Consider the following 19537-nt stretch of genomic DNA (forward strand, 5'->3'; position numbering starts at 1 on the left):
AGTGCCGGATGCTCTACAGCCGCTGAGCGACAGGCTCCGGTGCCCGATAGCCTCTCGGGTTCATCGATTGCCAGCGCCAGGCGTCCCGGCACATCTCATCGATGCCTCTGGCGGCTTCCCAGCCTAGCTCCCTGCCTGCCTTGGACGCTTCCGCATAGCAGATCCCGATATCGCCGGGCCTTCTGGCTGAGATCCGATACGGAATCGCTTGCCCCGAGGCTCGGTTGAATGCTGCGATCATCTCCAGCACACTATACCCTCTGCCTGTGCCAAGATTGTACGTATGAGCGCCTGCGGATCGCTCGATCTTGCCCAGCGCCTTCAGATGGCCAATCGCCAAATCCACGACATGTATATAATCCCGGACGCCCGTACCGTCTACCGTCTCATAGTCGCTTCCATAGACGGATACCTCAGACAGCCTGCCTACCGCTACCTGGGCAATATAGGGCATTAGATTGTTCGGAATCCCGCTGGGGTCCTCCCCGATCCGGCCGCTCTCATGCGCGCCAACAGGATTGAAGTAGCGCAAGATCGCCACGCTCCAGTTCGGATTCGACTGTGCCAGGTCGACAAGCATCTGCTCGATCATCTGCTTTGTCCGTCCGTACGGGTTAATGGCACCAATAGGAGCTTGCTCGTCGATCGGCACATGCTCTGGGACGCCGTAGACCGTAGCCGAGGAGCTGAATATAAGCTTTTGCACCCCGTTGGACTCCATGACCTCGCACAGCGTTGTCGTGCTCATCAGATTGGAATGGTAATACCTGAGCGGCTGCTGAACGGACTCGCCTACCGCCTTCAGACCGGCAAAATGAATAACCGCTTCAATGCCGTGTTCTTTGAACACATGATCCAGCGAATCGCGGTCTAGCAGATCGATAAAGTAGGAAGGGAATGTTTGGTTCGTTATCTCCGATACTCTCTTCAGCGCCTCCGGATGACTGTTAGACAAATTATCGACAACCACGATGTCATAACCGGCGTTAAGCAGTTCCACGCAAGTATGACTGCCGATATATCCGGCTCCGCCCGTAACGAGAATAGCCATGTTCCATCTCCTCCACAATATTCTAATGAGAACATTTCGTTCTTTATAAAGAACATTGTAGCAGAACATTGCTTTTTTGTCTCTAATAACGAACAAAAGATTGTGATTTCTGTCCAGAACCGGGAATCAGGGTAGATGCACATTCTATAAAACGCACACGCCATTCCTACCAGTCTATCATATGAATATCAGTGAACCGTCTTTACTCATTATGAGAGAGGAGAGTAGATTGTATGGCCTCAAATAATAACGGTTACATCGATGTGAACGGACAGTCCTTTCTGATTTACGATGATTCCGCTATCCAATCCAGGCTGGATTCGATTATCGACTCTAATACAGGCCAGATCCGGCCGTCCGCCATCCCGGACAGCATCGGACAGACGCCCGGACCTACGGGACCGCAAGGTCCGGCAGGAATACAGGGCGTGACGGGCGCTCAAGGGCCAGCGGGACTGCAAGGAACTACAGGCGCAACCGGGCCGCAAGGTCCGGCAGGGCCAGCGGGTCAAGCAGGACCACAAGGACCGGTCGGTCCGCAAGGACTCGCCGGTCCCGCTGGCGCTGCCGGACCAAAGGGAGATACTGGTCCTGCGGGACCGCAGGGGCCGCCCGGCTCGGGAGCGGGAGGAGGCGAAGCCGCGTCCTATCTGATCGAGCTTGCGAGATGGGGCATAACGCCCGGCCTGCCGTCGAAGCCGTATACCGACCAGCATTACCTCATGGCCGACAAAAACATCGACGGCTTCAATAACGCTATCGCATGGGCGTACGACAACGGGTACCGTTACGTATTTGTCCCCAAAAATGAATACGCGATTTGTTTCCCTAAAAGCATAACGGTTGCCCAGAGCCATATGACGATCGACTTCGAAGGCTCGACCCTCAAGGTGCTCTACGATTCCGACCGCAAATCGCCGTTCGATACGCGCACGGGAACGACAGCTTACTATCAATTTCCCATTCAAAGCGGCATGAGCATTCAGCTCCCGGGGGTCACCGATTCCCATATCAAAAACCTGATTCTCATCGGCGACAAAGCGGACCGCAGCTTCGCGAATGCCGCCGAAGCTGCTCACGAGGGCACCTACGGCATTCATATTACGAAAGGCTCCTCCTTCTGCTCCGTCCGCAACAGCGTCATCAGCAGCTATATGGGGGACGGCATCTCCATCGACAGCGTGTCCTTCTACGATTATGCCGAATTTGCCTTGGGGCTTACCGTCAATGAAGTGCATCGTCAGACCGGCGCTCTTATCCAGGCGAACGGCAAGACGCTTGTATCGCAGCCTATCAATCTTCCGGCTGGCTATGACAGCTTCCTCGTTGCCGGAGCCGGCTATACCCGCCAGACCGCCTTGAATACGAAGGAAGTTGATGTCGCCTACTACGGTGCCAACAATACCTACCTTGGACGCTATGACGCCAAAAAAATCTACACGCCCATCTCCATCCCCCCCGGCGCCCGAACCTTCCGTTTCATCTTCAACAACGAGACTTCCACATCCAAAAACATGCAAATTACGCTGAAGTTCGGACTTACTCCCCATCACAACCTGATCGAATACAACGAAGTCTACAATACGCATCGAGGCGGCATTACGCTCGGCGGCAATTACAATACCATTCAAAACAATATCATTCGCGAAGGAACGGGGATGCTCGACCGCAAGCCCGTCTTCAACGATCCGACCCGCTACGGCATTAATCAAGAGGATTCCTACGGGGAAAATTGCGTCATCCGCAATAATGTGTTCTACAACCTGTACCACGGCATTCTGGTCGGATGCTGGTCGGTTGAGGTCCACAACAATCATCTGTACAATCTGTCCGGCATCGGCATCAACCTGTATTCGCTGCAGGTAGCCAACGTTCGGGAGAACTTCCTGCATCGCTGCCAGTCCGGCATCGGCCTGATGACCGCTCACCTTCCCAACGCGCATGTCAATATTGAAAACAACACGATGGTGAGCATCGCCAACACGGGCATGGCGGGCACGGGCTACGACGTCAACTTCCGCAACAACACGCTGATTGATTCCGCCAACTTTTCCTTGCCGGACGATGACCGGTTCATCTGCCGCGAGAATCACTTTATATGGACCGAAAACTTCTCCGGCACGCCGTTTGTTGTCGCGAACCGGATCGAGAGCTGCTCCTTCGAGGGCGTAACGGTCCAGCGGGAATTATACCTGCGCGCCTACGAGGTCATGGGGACGATTATGACCAATGTCAATGTCCGCATCGAGACGCGTTATCAGACGACGATTGCAGAGAATGTGCTGTTCCGGGATTGCACATTCAGAAACACCCTGCTGAACAACCATTTATTCGGCATGAAGCAGCGGACAGTGCGTTTCCGGTACTGCAAGCTGACAGATTCTATCGTCAAAATCGGCAACATTAATACGCCTGGCGAATCCCCGATTATGCAGCTTGAGCATTGCGACTTTATCGTCCGTACGGCCGCTTATCTCTTCCAAAGCGAATTCAATACCGGCTACGGCTGGATCGAAGTAACCGACTCCCGGATTAGAATCGCCAACAGCGGCTTCGCTTATTTTCTGACAAACAACTTTAATGTGACCGGCACCACAAGCGTTTATCTGAAGCGCTCAACCGTTAGCTATACTGGCGCAGGACGGCTGAACCTGCAATATTACAATCCAGCGAACAAAAAGGCGGTCAGAACCTTCGGCAACATCCGCAACGTCTATTCGCAAATCAATCTGCCGCTGCCGGAAGGCGCGATTTATCTAAATTACGATCCCGACATCGAAGGGGTCAGCCCGCCCGGACACGGATACTGGTTCCGCGGCGATCTGTATGGCAATGCCGCTCCCGTCCCCGGCGGTTACGCCGGCTGGATATGCATCACAGAGGGTTATGCCGCGAGCTCAGCCTGGTCCGCGGCTGCAGCTAAGACCAAAGGCGACCGCATTCAATCGGGGGGCTATGTGTACGAGGCACTCACCACCGGTACAACCGGCGCAGCGGCGCCGGTATGGCCGTCCGCTATAGGGGCTACCGTCGCGGATGGAAGCGTCACTTGGCAAAGGGTCAGTCCGCTTGCCGTGTTCAAGCCTTACGGCTTAATTGCCCCATAATCAAAAAGGCCATTCGACGGGAGCCCCCTAACGAATGGCCTTTATTTCTCGTCCGTACGCAGCAGCCGTGATGGAACGAGGCGCTTGAACGGATTAAACTTGGTCGCGAACGATGCCCCGATGCGGGCCAGATAAGCGAACTCCGGCGTTTTGAAAAACACAAGCAGGTAGATCACATTGACCACTACGAGCACGATCACGCCTTTGGCGACAAGCGCCAGCAGCGAATGTACCGGAAGCAGACTGCTTGCAGCGTGCGAAGCCCCGAGCGCGACCATGCCCAGCAGCGTATACAGCAGATACGTTCTGTAATAATGAAAGATGGAGCGCTTGAACACTTTTTTGTATACCAAGTAAGGCGTGGTCCAGAAGGGCACGAGCAGCGCGCTGATCAGTCCGCCTGCGAATACGCCGACGATTCCGATCTGTTGAACGAGCCACAAGGACAGCCCCAAATTGATGACAGCCTGAATGAGTGGAGCAAACCGGTCCTCGTGGAAGATCCCGGCCGTCGTCTTCACCGAGGTAATCGTATTGCGCATGCCGCGTTCATAGAACATGATGACGAGCAGCGCCAAGATGAGCCCGCTCATGCCGAAGTCCGGGCCAAGCCATATCATGATAAGCGGCTGAACGAGCAAATACATGCCTATCGACACCAGCGAATAAAGCCAGAAGCTGAGCAGCAGCATCACTTTGTAGACATCGAAGATTTTGGCGGCGGATTCGACGGCCACCATATTGCCGACGCTGTGGTTCATGCCGGCGAACACTTGATTCAGGAAGGTCCGGCTAATGTCGATCAGCATTTTGTAATTGGCATAGATGCCGACTGCAATAATGCTGACAAAGGTGGAGATCAGGATGCTTTCGATGCCGAAAATAAAATAATTCCCTACATTTTGAATGAAAATCGCCTTCATGTTTTTCATGAAGTTCGCTCGCGTCTCCGGGTCCAGAATATCGGCTTTGCCGAAGCGGAGGAACGGATATTTTTTGTCCACGATACGCGCCAGGACGATTGACGTTGCAATGGTAATGATGCTGTCCACTGCCAGATACAGCAAATAGTTCTCCGTGTAGTACAATATAGCGATGCGGATGCTGGTCGACACAATGGCCGATATCGAAAACACGATCGTGACAATGTAATTTTTCTGATTCACATTCAAGTACGAATGCTTGTATACGAACAGATAAGGCACGGCCGTATTCAGCAGGAAGATCAAATAGACCCATTCCAGATGCTTGACATCGGCATCCTGTACGATCACGTCCAGGAAAGGCATGATGCTAAGTCCCAGCAGCAGCACGATGACCGCGATGACTCGGTACGTATTGCGGTAGAGCTTCATAAGCGCCAGCACCTTAAGCCTGTTTCGCTCCGCCACCGGTTTGTACAGGTTGTAGATAATGCTGGAGCCTATGCCCGCTTCCGCAAGAGAAAGCATGGCCAGCACGCTCGTAAAGAGTGCATTGACGCCCAAATATTCGATGCCGAGGCTGTTAATAAAGACTGTTCTCGACACGAAGCTCAAGATCGTAATAATGAGCTGATTGAGCAAGCCTGCCGAAATGTTCAAGAAACTGCTTTTAACTCTCATGGCTTGCTCCACTCTCGCTGCCCAACAGCCATGCGCAGCTCCGACCCTCCATCTATGGACTGCCCGTACCGCTGGCCAAGCCGAATCGCAAAGCCTTGCGTGAACGGCAAAATGCCGAACAATGTGGAATAAACCCCGATATCCTTCGTATCGCCCTGGGAGAACTCTACGGCTCCGTCCCTCCGCGTCACGCTCCGCAAATAATGCATCGCCTTCCCCACGCATTTCATGGCAGGAGCGGAGAGCTCCTCCAGCTCCGCCGCCTTCATGAGGAACCAGGCGAGCGTCACTGTGGCGGAGGAGTCCGGACGGCTTTCCCTCCGCGTGACGGTCCAGCTCCAGCTGCCGCCTGGCTGCTGGAGCTTCATGACAGCTTCAGCGAATGCCTTCATGACATGTCTCAGCTCGCGCTTATAAACATGATTGCTCGGCAATTCACTCCACATATCGATGAGACCGATCGCAAACCAGCCAAGCCCGCGTCCCCATCCGATTAGCCCGAGCGGCGCCTGGCTTCCGATATCATAGGCATGTGCGGGAATACCCACTCCTTCATGAAAGCCGTGCTGCACATACGCCCGCAATTGCTTCATCGCAAGCTCAAGGCTGGACGTATCCCCGAACTTCATCCCGTAGGCGATAAGAAACGGGCATATGAAGCCGATCGTATCCACATAACGGTAGTCGCGCATCGCATTTCGGTAGCGCACCGTTCCATCCTCGCCCACATGCTCTTCAATGAGACGCCTTATCGCATCAAGCGCCGGGCGATAACGCCCCGCCTGTATGCCGGGAACCTTCATGACGGCATATGCGAGGATCGCGGAGTCAACATGGCGAGGCGCATTCCGCCAATCTCCCTTGTTGGTGAAGGTGGCGGAGAGAAAGCGCTCAATGTCTCGCTTCACTCCGCTTTCCTCCGGCAGCTCCGAGAGTCCGAGCAACAACGAAGCACGCTGCCAATCCTGCAGCGCAGAAGCCGAATATCGTCCGTTGAACCGCTCGATCACCGTCAGTCTTGTCTGATCGGTCACCTTCGCAACAGGCGTCCGGTTCAGCCATTTGGCCCCTCTGGCTGCAACAGCCGAATGCCAGAGCTCATGCTGATCATGCCTTCCGATATGAATGCGTCTCAGCCAAGTGTTCAGCAGCGGAACCAGGTCGTGAAGCGACAGGGCCGCTATGATGATAATCAGTACCAGTGCAATGATCCAACCTGCCGATAAAAGCTCCATTCGTTCAGTTCGCCTCCAACCATTCTCCATCATGTACGAGCTCATACAGCTTGCGTACTTCATTCTCCGTCCCCAACGCCTCTTCCGCCAATCTGGCGGCAAAGGCTTCCCGCAGCTCCGGATGCTCAATGAGCAGCTTAATTCCGCCCGCTATCGCTTGAGGCTGAATCTCCACCACAAGTCCGCTTTTGCCATGCTCAATCTGATCCGCTACCGTCGTGAAGGCGGTAGCGACAATCGGCTTGCCCATAATTTTCGCCTCGTCGATGGCGATTGACTTCCCTTCATACCGTGACGGCTGGACGACAATATCAGCCAGCTTCAGGTAAGGGTAGGGGTTGTCGACAGCCCCAATTAGCCGCATATGCTGCTGAAGCCCATAGCGCTCGATCAGCGATGTCAGCGATTCACGCTCTTCCTTGCTCCCCTCGCCGAGAACCGTCCAATCCACATCCACGCCCATTTCCCGCAGCAGCCTGGCCGCTTCAATGGCAAGATCAATCCCTTTTACATGATGCAACCTGGCAATCGTCAGCAGACGCACAGCGCTGCTCCGTTCAGCGGGAAGCTCGTCTTGGGCAAGCCTGCGAATAATCGCAGGAGACACGACGTTATGAATGACCTTGACCTTGGCCTTAAACTCCTCGAATGTATCCTTTACCGAATAGCCGCACTCCTCTGACACCGTCACAATATGATCCAGCCGGTTGAAGTACGGTTCGTCCAGCCGCCGGTCCATCCCCATATTTGCGTAATTGGTATGGATCCAGCCGATTTTGCGTCTTGCCTTCACCTTGTCGATCACATAATAGATCGGCGTCTTCTCCAAAAAACCGATCGCGGCGTCATATTGCCCGTCCAGTTGCTTGAACGTCCGGACGATATGCCGCCAAGCCAGCTGTTCTCTTCTGGCCGCATTGTCCTCCGTACGCATGACGAGGCCCAGATATAAGCGGGGCAGCACCGAACGGAAGGAGCCCTTCCGAATGCACTTCGCAATGGCAGAGCGAATCGGCATATCATAATAATGAAAATCCGCTGGCGGCTGCAGAAGCTTCACCTGCTTCGGGACATGCTTTAAAAACATGCCTTCGCGCTTGAACAAAAGCAGGTCCACCTCATACTGATCATAGTCAATCACTTGCAGGAGCGAGACGAGCGCCTTCTCCGCGCCGCCGCAGTCCAAGTGATTCATGACAAACAGCAATCTCGGCTTCATCAATCAGCCTCCTACCAGCTTATAGAGCTTATGAATCTCTTCTTCTGTTCCGAGCTTCTCCTCCGACAGCTCCTTCGCGAGACGTCCCGCAAGCGCAGGCTCGTCGATCAGCCGAGCAATCGCCGTAGCGACGCCTTCGGAGTCCATAGAGGCGATCAATCCGTTGGCTCCGTCGCGAATCTGATCCTTCGCTGTCGAGAAATTCGTGACGACGATCGGCTTATGCATTATTTTGGCCTCATCAATCGCGATGGACTTGCCTTCGAACCGGGACGGCTGGACGTAGATATCGCATTGCCGGGTATAAGGATACGGATTGGCTCGAAGACCAAGCAGGATGAACCGTTCTTCCATGCCATGCTTCCGAATAAGCTCTTGCAATGCTTCCCGCTCTTCCCCTTCTCCGATGATGAACCAGCGGATGTTATATCCGTTCGCCACGAGCGTTGCGCAAGCTTCTACCGCGAGCGGCAAGCCCTTCTGCGCATGAAGTCTCCCGATTGTCAGCAGAATGGTCTCGCCCGCCTGCCGTCCGTATACATCGCCGGCTTGCTGCTCGCCCAATCGATTGATAATTGTCGGCGACACGATATTGTAGATCGTGCTGATCTTCCGGTCATACTCCGGGAATCGGCGCTTCAGGATGTCTTCGCACTCCTCGGACACCGTTATGATGTGATCCAGCTTACCGAAGTACGGCTTATCAAACTTGGGGTCCATCTCCAGCTTGTCGTAATCGATATGAATCCAGCCGATCCGTTTGTCGGCCCTCACCTTATCCACACAGAAGTAGGTCGAAGACTTCTCAAGGAAACCGATCGCCACATCATATTTCTGCTCCAGCGTATCCATCGCGCGTGACATGTACTTCCAGCTATGCTGCTCGGTAACGGAGCTGCCGCTGCGGTATCTGTTCCGCAGCGTATAACGGAGACGGCTATAGGCCAGCCCAATATGGCCGGATGCCCATAGCGTCCTCACCGACCGGAAGAGCGGCAGCATAAACGCGTCGAACAACGACTGCGAATCAAGCAGCCTCACTTCCTTCGGCAGCGCATCGAGAAAGATGCCTTCCCGGTTGAATAGAAACAGGTCGACCTCATACCGATCAAAATCGATATGCGAAAGCATGGTGACAAGGCTCTTCTCCCCGCCGCCTGCAGCAAGGCTGGGCATTACAAACAGCAGCTTCTTCTTCATAGTCACCTCACGCCAATTCGGCCAAGTATTGAACAGCCCGATGCGACAGCTGTTGAAGCCGGGGAACGGATCCTCTCAGCGCCTCTCTCAGTACCGCCTCATCCCGCACCATCTCGTCGAATGCGCCTTTCAGCTTAGCGCCGCTCGATATGTCCTGAATGCCCAGTACCAGCTTCTCCTCGCCAAACAAGTCCTTGGCGATGCCTTTGGACTTGACGCTGTAGCCTAACACTAGCGTTGGAACGGCGTTAGAATACGCTGCGATGGTCGCATGGGTCCGCGCTCCGATAAAAAAACGCATTCTCGCAATATATCCTTTGTACTGAATCGCGTTCAAATGATCCGGCAGCAGCAGCACTCGGCCAGTATGCTTGTATTCCTCGTAATACGTCTGCAGCACCTCGTAGTCATTGTTGCCCTCCTGCATCACATGAGGCGTCAAGGAGATCGCCATATCTGTCGTATCCAACATATGCCGGATCAGCTCATGGACGGCCGCTTTGGATTGCTCGTTCCTCTTCCAGACAAGCGGACTGAAGTTCAGCCCCACCGTATTGCCTTCCTGCCATCCCTCCGGCAGCGCAAGCTCTTCCTTCTCCATCGTGAATGCCGGGTCCGCAACCAGTCTGACATTCGTCAGCCCTTTTGCCTTCAGCATCTCGTACGTCAGCGTCTCCCGGGCGAGAATCAAGTCATAACCGGCGAGATCCTGAAGCTTCGCCGGCGACATGTCCTCCTCGCCGATCGAGCAGCCCCAGAGGACAAGCTTCTTCCCTTGGCGCTTTACCCTGCGGTTCACCTCATACCAGCCCGGCTGCTCGCCGTAGCAATAATTGTCTCCTCCGATCGATAGACAGACATCCATATGGTCGATATGCCTGATAATATTGTCGTGAATCTTCCCTAGCGCATAGGATTCATCCTGGAACAGCTTGTTCCTGACGGAAGAAACCAGCCAGTCATAGGAGTACTTGCGCAGCGGAGATGGCGAGCCGTCGTACACATCGTCCAGCTTCGTAATAGATTGATCGGTATGCGGATTATCGGACAGCAGATACACCTGCGCTCCGCCAATGCCTTCTTTAATAATCGAAGCCGATGAGCGGACGATCGCTTCGCAGCCGCGATTCATGCTTCCTCCATGGCCGTACATCATAATCTTCATGTTGGCGTACCTTCCTTTATCCTTTATTTCGGGCGTTGCTATAAGCGGTGACGCAATATAAGCCAAGCGGCGACCGGAGCAGCATGAGCCGGATTAGCACCCGCTCATATCTCCCCATCCGATCCTCGTTCAGCTGCTTGTAACGCTCCAACGCCTCGCGCAGCAGCCATTGACCCAGCAGCGCGCGGACATAGCGGTATTTTTGGCTAAAGCTGAACGGCGTCGACGCGGAATAATAAGAATGAATAATGGAGATCGCCGACCTGACGAACTTGTTCAGCTTCAGCGGCTCCAGCTTCTCCTTGTCGAGCGCAGCCGTCACCTCGTCCGGCAGCCGGGATTGATACACCTCGAGCGAGCGGGCAAAATAATCGACCGACTCCGCTCGCCTCGTAGCGCTGCCCTCTGTCTCCCGGTAATAGTAGCCGGCATAATCCAGGCAGATGCCTCCCCGGGCATAGCAGAGAAACCGCATGTTGAACAGGCCGTCTTCGCCCAGCGCCACAGACTGCGGGAACGACAAGCCGTTGGCATCAATGATTTCCTTCCGGTACAGCTTGTTGCATACGGAATTGCAGCTGTCCGATTCTACGAATACCGGCAATACCCATTCCCGCAGGTAGGCGTGGTCCATACGGACGCCGGTCAAGAACGGGCCGTGAATGACTGCCATCTGGCCGCCCGCCGATCTCATGTAGCCGGAATAGACGATATCGCAATCCGCTGCGGCGGCATACAGCGTGCCGAATAGCTCGGGTGCCGCCCAATCATCGGCATCGACGAAGCCGACGAACTCGCCTCTTGCTGCCGCCAGTCCCGCGTTGCGCGCTGCGCTTACTCCGCTGTTGGCCTGATGAATGACGCTTATTCGCTGATCCCGCACGCGATAGCGCTCCAATACTTCAGCGCATCCGTCGCGGGAGCCGTCATTGACAAATATAAATTCGCAATCGGCAAGCGTCTGTCCCAGAAGCGAATCGATGCAAGCCGGCAGATAGGCTTCCGTATTATAGACGGGAATAACGACGCTAACCTTGGGCCGCCCTGCCGACACGCTGCTTGTATGCATGATTCTCCTCCTCCCGCTCGGCCGATACGCCTTCGATCCAGCCGTACAGCTTGGCAAGCTCGCCGGCATTTCCGTAATCCATCCCTTTAACCGCTGTGATCAACCGCTCTCTTAACGAGTCGTCCCGATAAAGCCGCTCGATTGCTCCGGCGATCGCCTCCGCATTCGTTTCACAGATGAGACCATCCACGCCGTCGCGCACCTGGCTGCCCGAGGTCGGGTAATTGGTAATAAGGACGGGCTTGCCTACAATTTGCGCCTCCGTCACCGTCACGGCTTTGCCCTCATAGCGGGAAGGCTGCACATACAGGTCGCAGGCCTTCATATAGGGATAAGGATTTTGCTTCTTCCCATGCAAAATGACCCTCTCCTCAAGTCCATACTCCACAATCTTCGCTCTCAGCTCACCCTCGGTTCCACCGAAGCCGACGATATGCCACTTCACTTTATGAAGACCCTTGGCTTCCAGCAGCCGGATTGCTTCAATCGCCATATCAAAGCCTTTTACATAAGACAGCCGGCCTACAGATACGAGATTGAAGCTGCCGTTATCCATGCCCTCCGCCTCATCCTCGAGCGCCTTGCTGCGAATGTAGGCTGGCGAGGCAATATTCTCAACGATAAACAACCTGCCGGACAAAGCCGGATACCGGCTAAGGAAGGCTTCCGTACAGGCTTCCGAGATCGAGGCTATGCCGTCATACGAGGCCCACATCGCTTCATCGACCGTATGATCGATCTGGAGTTTCGTGTAGTCCGTATGAATCCAGGCCAGCCTCTTGTCTGCCTTTACCCGCTTCAGCATAAAGTCGTGGGGCCAGGCGTAGCTGATCACTGCATCATAGCGCTTGTCGATTGAAGGCAGCAGCGAGGACATATAGTTCGACACCAGCTGCAGCTGGATGTAACCCGAGCCTTCCGACAGCTTCAGGCTTCTGGCCTTTGCATCTGCGATCAGCTTCACCAGCAAGCGAACGGCTACGCTGGCAATTCGCCCTTCCTTCAAGCATTGCTTCATGGGCTTGCGGAACACGGTATAGCTGCCTCTCTCCGGAAGGAGATTGACCGAGGGGGGCAATTGCCCCAAAAGATCGCCTTGGTGGGAGAACACAAGCAAGTCTACCTCATACCGCTCGTAATCGAAGTGCTCCAACATCGTAATGAGGCTTCGCTCGATACCGCCGATTTCCATGTCGTACACGGAGATGAGAATTCGTTTCTTCATAGTGACTCCTTGGCAGCAAGCGAAGACGATTCGGAATCGATCGGAATCAATCGTTTCTCCCGCTTGTTCGCAAATAAAGTATGTGCGGGCACATGGCCCTTCACGACGCTTCCCGCCGCAATAACCGCATGATCCCCAATCGTGGTGTCCCGCAGAATGACCACATTCGATCCGATCCACACATGCTGCCCGATCGAGACCTGGCCGATCAGCAAATGCTCATCCCCCGTGTGTCTGTAATTATGGTCATGGTCGTTGATGCATACATTGGGAGCGATCTTCGTATAAGCGCCGATGGATACCCGGTTGACGCAATTCATATTGCAATTATCGTTAATGAATACGTAATCGCCTAGCTCCAGCCTGCCTTCATGATCGACGCGGATGCTGGCATTTTTTCGAATGAACACATATTTGCCGATGCTCATCCGCGAACGCTTCCCGAGCAGCTCGATCGTGCTGTTCGCCTGCATGAAGAAGATCGAGCCTTTGATTTTGCCGAAGCTGAACAACCGTGCCAGCAGCCCTCTCAGCCATGCGAAAAATTGCACTTTATTCATCGCCAGGAAGCTGGCTATGCCTCTGGACCGATATTGCGTGCCTATCGTTTGCAGCGCTTTGACTAATGTCCCCATACGTGTGCTCCTTTCAAGCGCGCCTGGCCTCTAGGCGCTTGCTTCCCGCTTCTTCTCCGAGGAGCGGTTCCATATTTTCCTGGATGCCCACAGAATGGGACGCAGCGGAAAATATAAAAAATGCAGCTTAGCCGGCAAAGGCAGCGTCTTGGCATCCTCGGCCAGCGGATGCAGAATGCTGGCGAAAAACAGCAGCTTCTGTCTGGTTGTCATCAGCGCCAGCAAATACTGCCTGTGATAACGTTCAACGTCTTTCGGCACAGGCGGACTATGCAGATTAACCGTTCTTTGGACGTAGAACAGCGTATCCTCCGCCAGCCACTCCGCTTTGCGAGACGCCAGAATCGGCCGCATCTCCTCTCTCAGAGGCGCGGCAAGCAGCTTGGCAGCCAGACAAATGGCCTGCCCGCCGATATGCAGAAGCTGATGCTTGCGCAGCAGTTGGATGAGCTTCGGCCAATCCAGCTTCTGATTCATAAGCTGCTTAATATCGAGCAGCCAGCGCAGCCTGGACCAACCATGCCTCGCTCCATGCGATACGAGAAACAGGAACAGGTCCTCGCGTCCCAAATAATAGATCGGCCGGCTGATCAGCGCGCTCTGCCGCCTTCTGCTCCAGAGATCCTCGAAACCGGGCTCCTTCGATGGAGCCGGATTCAGCCGCCAATGCACTTCGACCTTGATCCCTTTCTGGGGATGCATAAAGGTCATATGGTGATGCCGCCATTTCCAGTCGTTCAGCACGCTTGTAATATATTCATCCTTCACATAACCGAGAGAAAGCAGATGCGCCTCCGCCGCCTCAAGCCGGTCCATCGGCACCAGAATATCGAGATCGCAGGAAGTGCGAAGCGATACGTCGCCATAGAGATCGGCAGCGATGACGGGTCCCTTCAGGAATAGAACGCGAATCTCTTTATTCAAAAATTGGCTGGCCAGCAGCTCCATCTCTCCGCTTAGCGCCAGCATCTGAATCGTATTCCGATAGTAATCCCGCTGGAACATGCCTATGACGAATGCCGGTACCCGAATCGGCCTTAGCTCCTGGAGCTTGCGGTTTATCGTCGGGAACACCCGATGATGTCTGGCAAGTGCGATAAACTCATGCCAATCGGCGTCCTGCATCAGCTCCCAATGCTCGAACGTCAGCGCCGTCCCTTCCTCCATCTCCAGCAGCGCGAGCAGCAGCTTCAGCTCCTGGGAGAATTCTCCGGTATGATCGTTTCTCATAAGTCTCCCCTTCACAATCATTCGCAAATAACGAACAAAATCCTACTTTTGTTCTATAAAACGAACACAATAACAGATTATCATTCGGCTTCCAATCTGTCAATTATTGCTTGCTATTACAGCAAAATTTTATGGAAAGATGCCAATATGCTAGAATAATAGGGAGTCGGAATGAGTTGAATCCGATCCAGCAGAACGCTGCAAGACCCCTTGCATTTCCGATCGCTGCTGCAGCCGGAAGGCCCGGACTCGATGAGTCTGGATAACCTTCCGGCTGCAAAGACGAACATTTCGTTATCCACAACTGCGGGTTAATCCGGTTGTTCTGCTGTCGTTCAACTTCAAATGTCTTCTATTGTAAACTGTTCGGAGGAATGTCTGATGTCGAAGCGTATCATTATATTCGGAGCCGGAGGCCACGCGAAAACGGTCGTGGATACGGCAGAGAAAGAAGGCGTCTACGAAATTGCCGGCCTGCTGGATCAGCGCCTCCCTGCCGGGGAGCAGGTATACGGATGCACAGTGCTGGGGAATGATGATTGGCTGGAGTTGCATGCCGATACGATCGACGGCGTTATTGTCGCCATTGGCGACAACTGGACGCGCGGTCTCGTCGTCCAAAGCCTGAAGCGCAGGTTCCCCGCTCTGCCATTCGCAACAACCGTTCATCCCTCTGCCCAAATAGCAAGAGGAGCCCGCATTGGCGCAGGCTCGGTCATCATGGCGGGCGCTGTCGTGAACAGCGACGCGATTATAGGCGAACATAGCGTGCTCTATCCCAATACATCCATTGATCATGATTCCCGGATCGGGAGCTTTGTCAGCTTTGCGCCTAGATGCGCCACTGGGGGCAATGTCTGCGTCGGCGATTATACAGCCGTCGCCATCGGCGCCGTTCTTATTCACGGCCGTACCATCGGCGAGCATTGCGTCATCGGTGCAGGCGCGACAGTTGTCTCGGATGTGCCGCCGCATACGGTAGCTTACGGCACGCCTGCCCGGGCCGTTCGATCCAGAGCCGCAGGCGACCGTTACCTTTAATTGACCGCTTTTGCGGTTAGTCCGGTCAATTGATGCATCACATCTTCCACCACATCGATCACCCTTCCCTGATCCTCCAGGGCCAGGCTGGAACCGGAAGGCAGGCATAGCCCTCTAAGGAACAAATCCTCGCAGACGGCCGTGCCTGCCGCCGAATGCGAGTAGAAGGCACTGTTACTGAATAGTGGCTGCATGTGCAGCGGCTTCCACAGCGGCCGCACTTCGATGTTGGCTCTGATCATAGCTGCCATAATCTGCTGAATGATATATTCAGCATGCGGACTGTCAATCGTCAGCGCAGTCAGCCAGCGATTGGAGCGCGTGCCCGGCAGCTCCGGCATAAAGCGAATCTCTTCCCAAGGCTTCAGCGCTTCCTCATAAATATGGTAGACATTCCTTCTGGCCTCGACACGATCATTGAGTACGCCGAGCTGAGCTCTGCCTATTCCAGCAAGCACATTGCTCATCCGGTAGTTGTAGCCCATCTGGCTATGCTGGTAATGCGGCGCTTCATCTCTGGCCTGGGTTGCCAGAAAACGCGCCTTCTCCAGCGCAAGAATGTCGTCCGATACAAGCATGCCTCCGCCCGAAGTCGTAATAATCTTATTGCCGTTGAAGGAGAAAATACCGAACCGTCCGAACGTTCCGCTTTGCCGGCCTTCATAAGTGCTGCCAAGAGACTCCGCCGCATCCTCCACGATGGGTACCCCATAGCGCTCACAAATGCTCATGATGGCGTTCATATTGGCCATACCCCCGTAAAGGTGAACAACAATAACCGCCTTGGGGAGCTGTCCGAATCTTGCGCCAAGCGCCAAGGCTCGCTCCAGAGCAGCGGGCGACATATTCCATGATTCAGGCTCGGAATCAATGAAGACGGGCTCCGCACCCAAATACCGGATTGGATTGGCGCTTGCTATAAACGTGAAGCTCGGGCAGCATACGCGATCTCCCTCGCCTACGCCGAGCAGGCGCAGCGCCAGATGGATCGCCGCCGTTCCGGAGCTGACGGCCGCCGCGCCGCCTGAGCCGACATAGCCCGATATTTCACTTTCGAATGCATTAATATGGGGACCAAGTGGCGCGATCCAATTATTCATGAACGCCTCCCCGATAAAGGCTTGTTCCTGGCCGCTCATATGCGGCGGCGATAAATAAATTCTGGCATTTGCAGATGCGGACAAAGGGCATCTCATCCTTTCTGATTGCTTGCATTGCCTTCGAAAAGGGGCATGGTCACATGATTGCCATTGCTGATGCCATCGGACTTCGCCACCCGTTTTACCGTTAACAGCAGTATTTTCAAATCCAGCCAAAAGCTTCTGTTCTCCACATACCAGATATCCTTGATGAAACGTTCCTCCCAGGTCACTGCGTTGCGCCCGTTCACCTGCGCCCACCCGGTAATGCCCGGCCTGACGAGATGCCGCTTCGCCTGCTCCGCCGTATAGAGGGGCAAATACTCCATCAGCAGCGGACGCGGGCCAACCAGGCTCAGCTCGCCCTTCACGACGTTCAGCAGCTGGGGCAGCTCATCCAGACTGAGCTTCCGCAGTGTCTGGCCAAGCGGCGTCAGCCGCAAATGATCCGACAGCGGCTCCCCCTCCGCATCTCTTCCGTCCGTCATCGTGCGAAACTTGTACAGCTGGAACGGCCTACCATGCATTCCCGGCCTAGTCTGCCGGAACAAGACCGGCCTTCCCAGCCTCGTGCCGACCAAGACTGCGACTACAGCGAGAACGGGCGACAGCAGGAGAAGCAGAACAGAGGCGACAAAAAGATCAAAGCTTCGTTTTATCATCGTATGGTTTCTCCTCTTTCTCTATGGATAACATTAGGACTGGACGAGCCACTTTCTCATCTTGGAGATGACTTTGGGACCTACCACCCTTCCCGCAACCCGTTTAATCCCGCTCTTCAACCGAACATGCGCCGGCAACCAGGATTGGGCAAAGTGGTGGATCGTGTAGCTGTCCGCTGTCAGATAGCTGCCTCCGTTGATGTAATCGTATGGACTAAAGTAAGTTCTCGGATAGAAGACCACCCTATTGTCCAATACCTGATGCTGGCCATTCAGCTTCAGTCCGTCCCGCTTGCAATGCTCGGAGATGACGGCGGTATTCGTCAGCATATCGTAGGTGCCGTCCGGCAGCAGGAACGCTCTTCCCTCATATTCATCCAGCAGCGCCTTGATCCACGGATGTCCTGCGGTCGCCCCCATAGTGCCTGACTGCAAATACGTCTCGTCCTCGAATCCGGTAAAGGCTTCATGGACCAGCAAGTCATCCAGCGGCTTCACCACTTCCACATCGGTATCCAGATAGATGCCGCCATACTGGTGGAGCGCATGCAGCCTTACATAATCGCTGACGAACGCGAACTTGCGGGCGTCATACGCTTCCTTCGTGTAGCGGCTCTGCCCGATGTCGAACAGATCCTCGTTCCACTCTATGAAGCGGTACCCGCTCAGATGCTTTTCCCAGCTTTTCATGCATTTTTTGATCTTCTTCGATTTCTCCCCGCGCCCGAACCAGCAGTAATGGATGATACGCGGGATCTGTTCTGAACCTTCCATAACGGATCCTCCTAAAAAGTTTTGCGCAGCAAAACTTTACTTCGTAAGCATGCACTTAGGTTTTGCGCAGCAAAACTTTACTTCGTAAGCTATTCGCTTCCTCAAAACGGCCACTTGATATAATCGCTGGTGTAGCGAATATCGAGAATAATGACATTTTCATAGAAGAAATACAGGAAATAAAAGCAGATAAACGTCAAGTACACGAAGCGCTGATCCTTCTCCCGAAACAGCTTGATCATCCACCCCATCAGAATGAGCTGATACAAGGTGAAGTAAATGCCGAGCCGGGCAAAAATCCAGTTTTGGGTCGAGATCAGCATAATGACAGCCCCCACCAGGGACAGGTTGACGATCACGTCGCTTTGCGGAAATATCGCCTTCAGCTTATCTCTTCCCAGATATGCGATGATGAGCGGAATCGCGTAGATGATAACCCGGATGAAATTCGCTCCGCCCTCCTGAAAGTTCTCGTACTCCGAATATTTTGTATTCTCGATTACGCTGAAGAGCATTGTGGAGAAGTAGTTGAAGCCGACAACGATGAGAATCGCTACCCCGAGCAGCAAGCTCGTTGTCAGCGTCCAGGCTCTTCTTCGCACCAGGAAATAAATCGGCACCATAATTAATGCGCTTTGGTGAAAGAACGAAGCGAACAAAACCACCGGAAAGTAGATCTTCCACTTCCCGTCCAGCAATGACTTAATCGCCGCAAATACGATCGCAGCCGCCAGGTATTGGCGAATGCCGTTCATTGATACGATGAATGCGCCGGTCGTAATATAGGCGAACAGACTGAACTCTACTAGCCTTGAGTAGCGATAGAAGACGATAACGATCAACAGATTCGTCACGAACGCCGTCAGGAAAATCATCAGCTGCGGATCGGGTGTCAATTGCTGCAGCAGCATTTGAAATAGATTGAAGCCGATATCCTCCGATTGCAAAACGGATTCCCATGTAAAGTCAGTCACTTGATAGCCGTGCATGTAGAGGTATGTATCGCCTATGTTGTTGCGCAAGCCCGCTACCAGAATTAAGCAAAGCGCTGCCAGAACGATATATCCTCTATTCGGCCGTATCGTCACGGGCGTCCTCCCAGTCTCCAGGGACAGAAACCTGCCCATAAACGCGCACAAAAACACAGCCGTAAGCGTGAACCATATCATTTCCATTTGCTT

General features: G+C 54.1%; 16 protein-coding genes. 2 read left to right on the forward strand and 14 right to left on the reverse strand.

The genetic code is table 11. From position 1 onward, the window contains the following. Window positions 1-13: 13 nt before the first annotated feature. Entirely contained in the window at window positions 14-1051 is a 1038-nt protein-coding gene (galE, locus tag D3P07_RS03505; RefSeq protein ID WP_119798685.1) for a UDP-glucose 4-epimerase GalE, read from the reverse strand. Window positions 1052-1284: 233 nt separating this feature from the next. On the opposite strand from galE, the gene D3P07_RS27760 reads away from it, so the two are divergent. Continuing rightward, window positions 1285-4158: a right-handed parallel beta-helix repeat-containing protein gene (locus tag D3P07_RS27760; protein WP_119798686.1), complete on the forward strand. Its 2874-nt coding sequence runs from the start codon at window positions 1285-1287 to the stop codon at window positions 4156-4158. Window positions 4159-4199: 41 nt separating this feature from the next. Here the strand turns inward: D3P07_RS27760 and D3P07_RS03515 are convergent, their stop codons facing one another. From D3P07_RS03515 to D3P07_RS03555, 9 genes are read right to left on the reverse strand one after another with little or no spacing between them, the layout of a single operon-like run. Beyond that, window positions 4200-5762, reverse strand: a complete 1563-nt coding sequence (locus D3P07_RS03515) for a lipopolysaccharide biosynthesis protein (RefSeq protein WP_119798972.1) — start codon at window positions 5760-5762, stop codon at window positions 4200-4202. Further along, entirely contained in the window at window positions 5759-6997 is a 1239-nt protein-coding gene (locus D3P07_RS03520; RefSeq protein ID WP_119798687.1) for a glycoside hydrolase family 88 protein, read from the reverse strand. The genes D3P07_RS03515 and D3P07_RS03520 overlap by 4 nt, the downstream gene beginning before the upstream one ends. Before the next feature lie 4 nt (window positions 6998-7001). Continuing rightward, entirely contained in the window at window positions 7002-8216 is a 1215-nt protein-coding gene (locus D3P07_RS03525) for a glycosyltransferase (RefSeq protein WP_119798688.1), read from the reverse strand. Window positions 8217-8219: 3 nt separating this feature from the next. After that, on the reverse strand, window positions 8220-9416 hold the full coding sequence (locus D3P07_RS03530) for a glycosyltransferase (protein WP_119798689.1): 1197 nt from the start codon (window positions 9414-9416) through the stop codon (window positions 8220-8222). Between the two features lie 7 nt (window positions 9417-9423). Continuing rightward, window positions 9424-10581, reverse strand: coding sequence for a polysaccharide pyruvyl transferase family protein (locus D3P07_RS03535; protein ID WP_119798690.1), 1158 nt, complete (start codon window positions 10579-10581; stop codon window positions 9424-9426). A 16-nt stretch (window positions 10582-10597) separates the two neighbouring features. Beyond that, window positions 10598-11650 carry a glycosyltransferase family 2 protein gene (locus tag D3P07_RS03540; RefSeq protein ID WP_182914159.1) on the reverse strand — a complete coding sequence of 351 codons (1053 nt, stop codon included), beginning with the start codon at window positions 11648-11650 and terminating at the stop codon, window positions 10598-10600. Next, window positions 11610-12875, reverse strand: a complete 1266-nt coding sequence (locus D3P07_RS03545; protein WP_119798692.1) for a glycosyltransferase — start codon at window positions 12873-12875, stop codon at window positions 11610-11612. Before D3P07_RS03545 ends, D3P07_RS03540 begins: the two co-directional genes overlap by 41 nt. Then, the gene (locus D3P07_RS03550; protein WP_259391324.1) at window positions 12872-13510 is read right to left on the reverse strand and encodes an acyltransferase; all 639 of its coding nucleotides are present in this window, start codon (window positions 13508-13510) and stop codon (window positions 12872-12874) included. Before D3P07_RS03550 ends, D3P07_RS03545 begins: the two co-directional genes overlap by 4 nt. 30 nt (window positions 13511-13540) lie before the next feature. Next, window positions 13541-14740 (reverse strand): nucleotidyltransferase domain-containing protein, encoded by a 1200-nt coding sequence (locus tag D3P07_RS03555; RefSeq protein WP_119798693.1) that lies wholly within the window; start codon window positions 14738-14740, stop codon window positions 13541-13543. Window positions 14741-15121: 381 nt separating this feature from the next. Here D3P07_RS03555 and D3P07_RS03560 point away from each other — a divergent pair, with 381 nt between their 5' ends. Continuing rightward, on the forward strand, window positions 15122-15781 hold the full coding sequence (locus tag D3P07_RS03560) for an acetyltransferase (protein ID WP_119798694.1): 660 nt from the start codon (window positions 15122-15124) through the stop codon (window positions 15779-15781). Here the strand turns inward: D3P07_RS03560 and D3P07_RS03565 are convergent. The 4 genes from D3P07_RS03565 to D3P07_RS03580 form a co-directional block, all read right to left on the reverse strand. Further along, entirely contained in the window at window positions 15778-16920 is a 1143-nt protein-coding gene (locus D3P07_RS03565; RefSeq protein WP_259391360.1) for a DegT/DnrJ/EryC1/StrS family aminotransferase, read from the reverse strand. The genes D3P07_RS03560 and D3P07_RS03565 overlap by 4 nt on opposite strands. A gap of 53 nt (window positions 16921-16973) precedes the next feature. Continuing rightward, window positions 16974-17579, reverse strand: a complete 606-nt coding sequence (locus D3P07_RS03570) for a sugar transferase (protein ID WP_310732525.1) — start codon at window positions 17577-17579, stop codon at window positions 16974-16976. Window positions 17580-17615: 36 nt separating this feature from the next. Next, window positions 17616-18356 carry a glycosyltransferase family 32 protein gene (locus D3P07_RS03575; protein ID WP_119798697.1) on the reverse strand — a complete coding sequence of 247 codons (741 nt, stop codon included), beginning with the start codon at window positions 18354-18356 and terminating at the stop codon, window positions 17616-17618. Window positions 18357-18457: 101 nt separating this feature from the next. Continuing rightward, on the reverse strand, window positions 18458-19531 hold the full coding sequence (locus D3P07_RS03580; RefSeq protein WP_119798698.1) for an EpsG family protein: 1074 nt from the start codon (window positions 19529-19531) through the stop codon (window positions 18458-18460). Window positions 19532-19537 lie beyond the last annotated feature (6 nt).

This window comes from Paenibacillus sp. 1011MAR3C5 (genome assembly GCF_003591485.1).
GTDB lineage: Bacteria > Bacillota > Bacilli > Paenibacillales > Paenibacillaceae > Pristimantibacillus.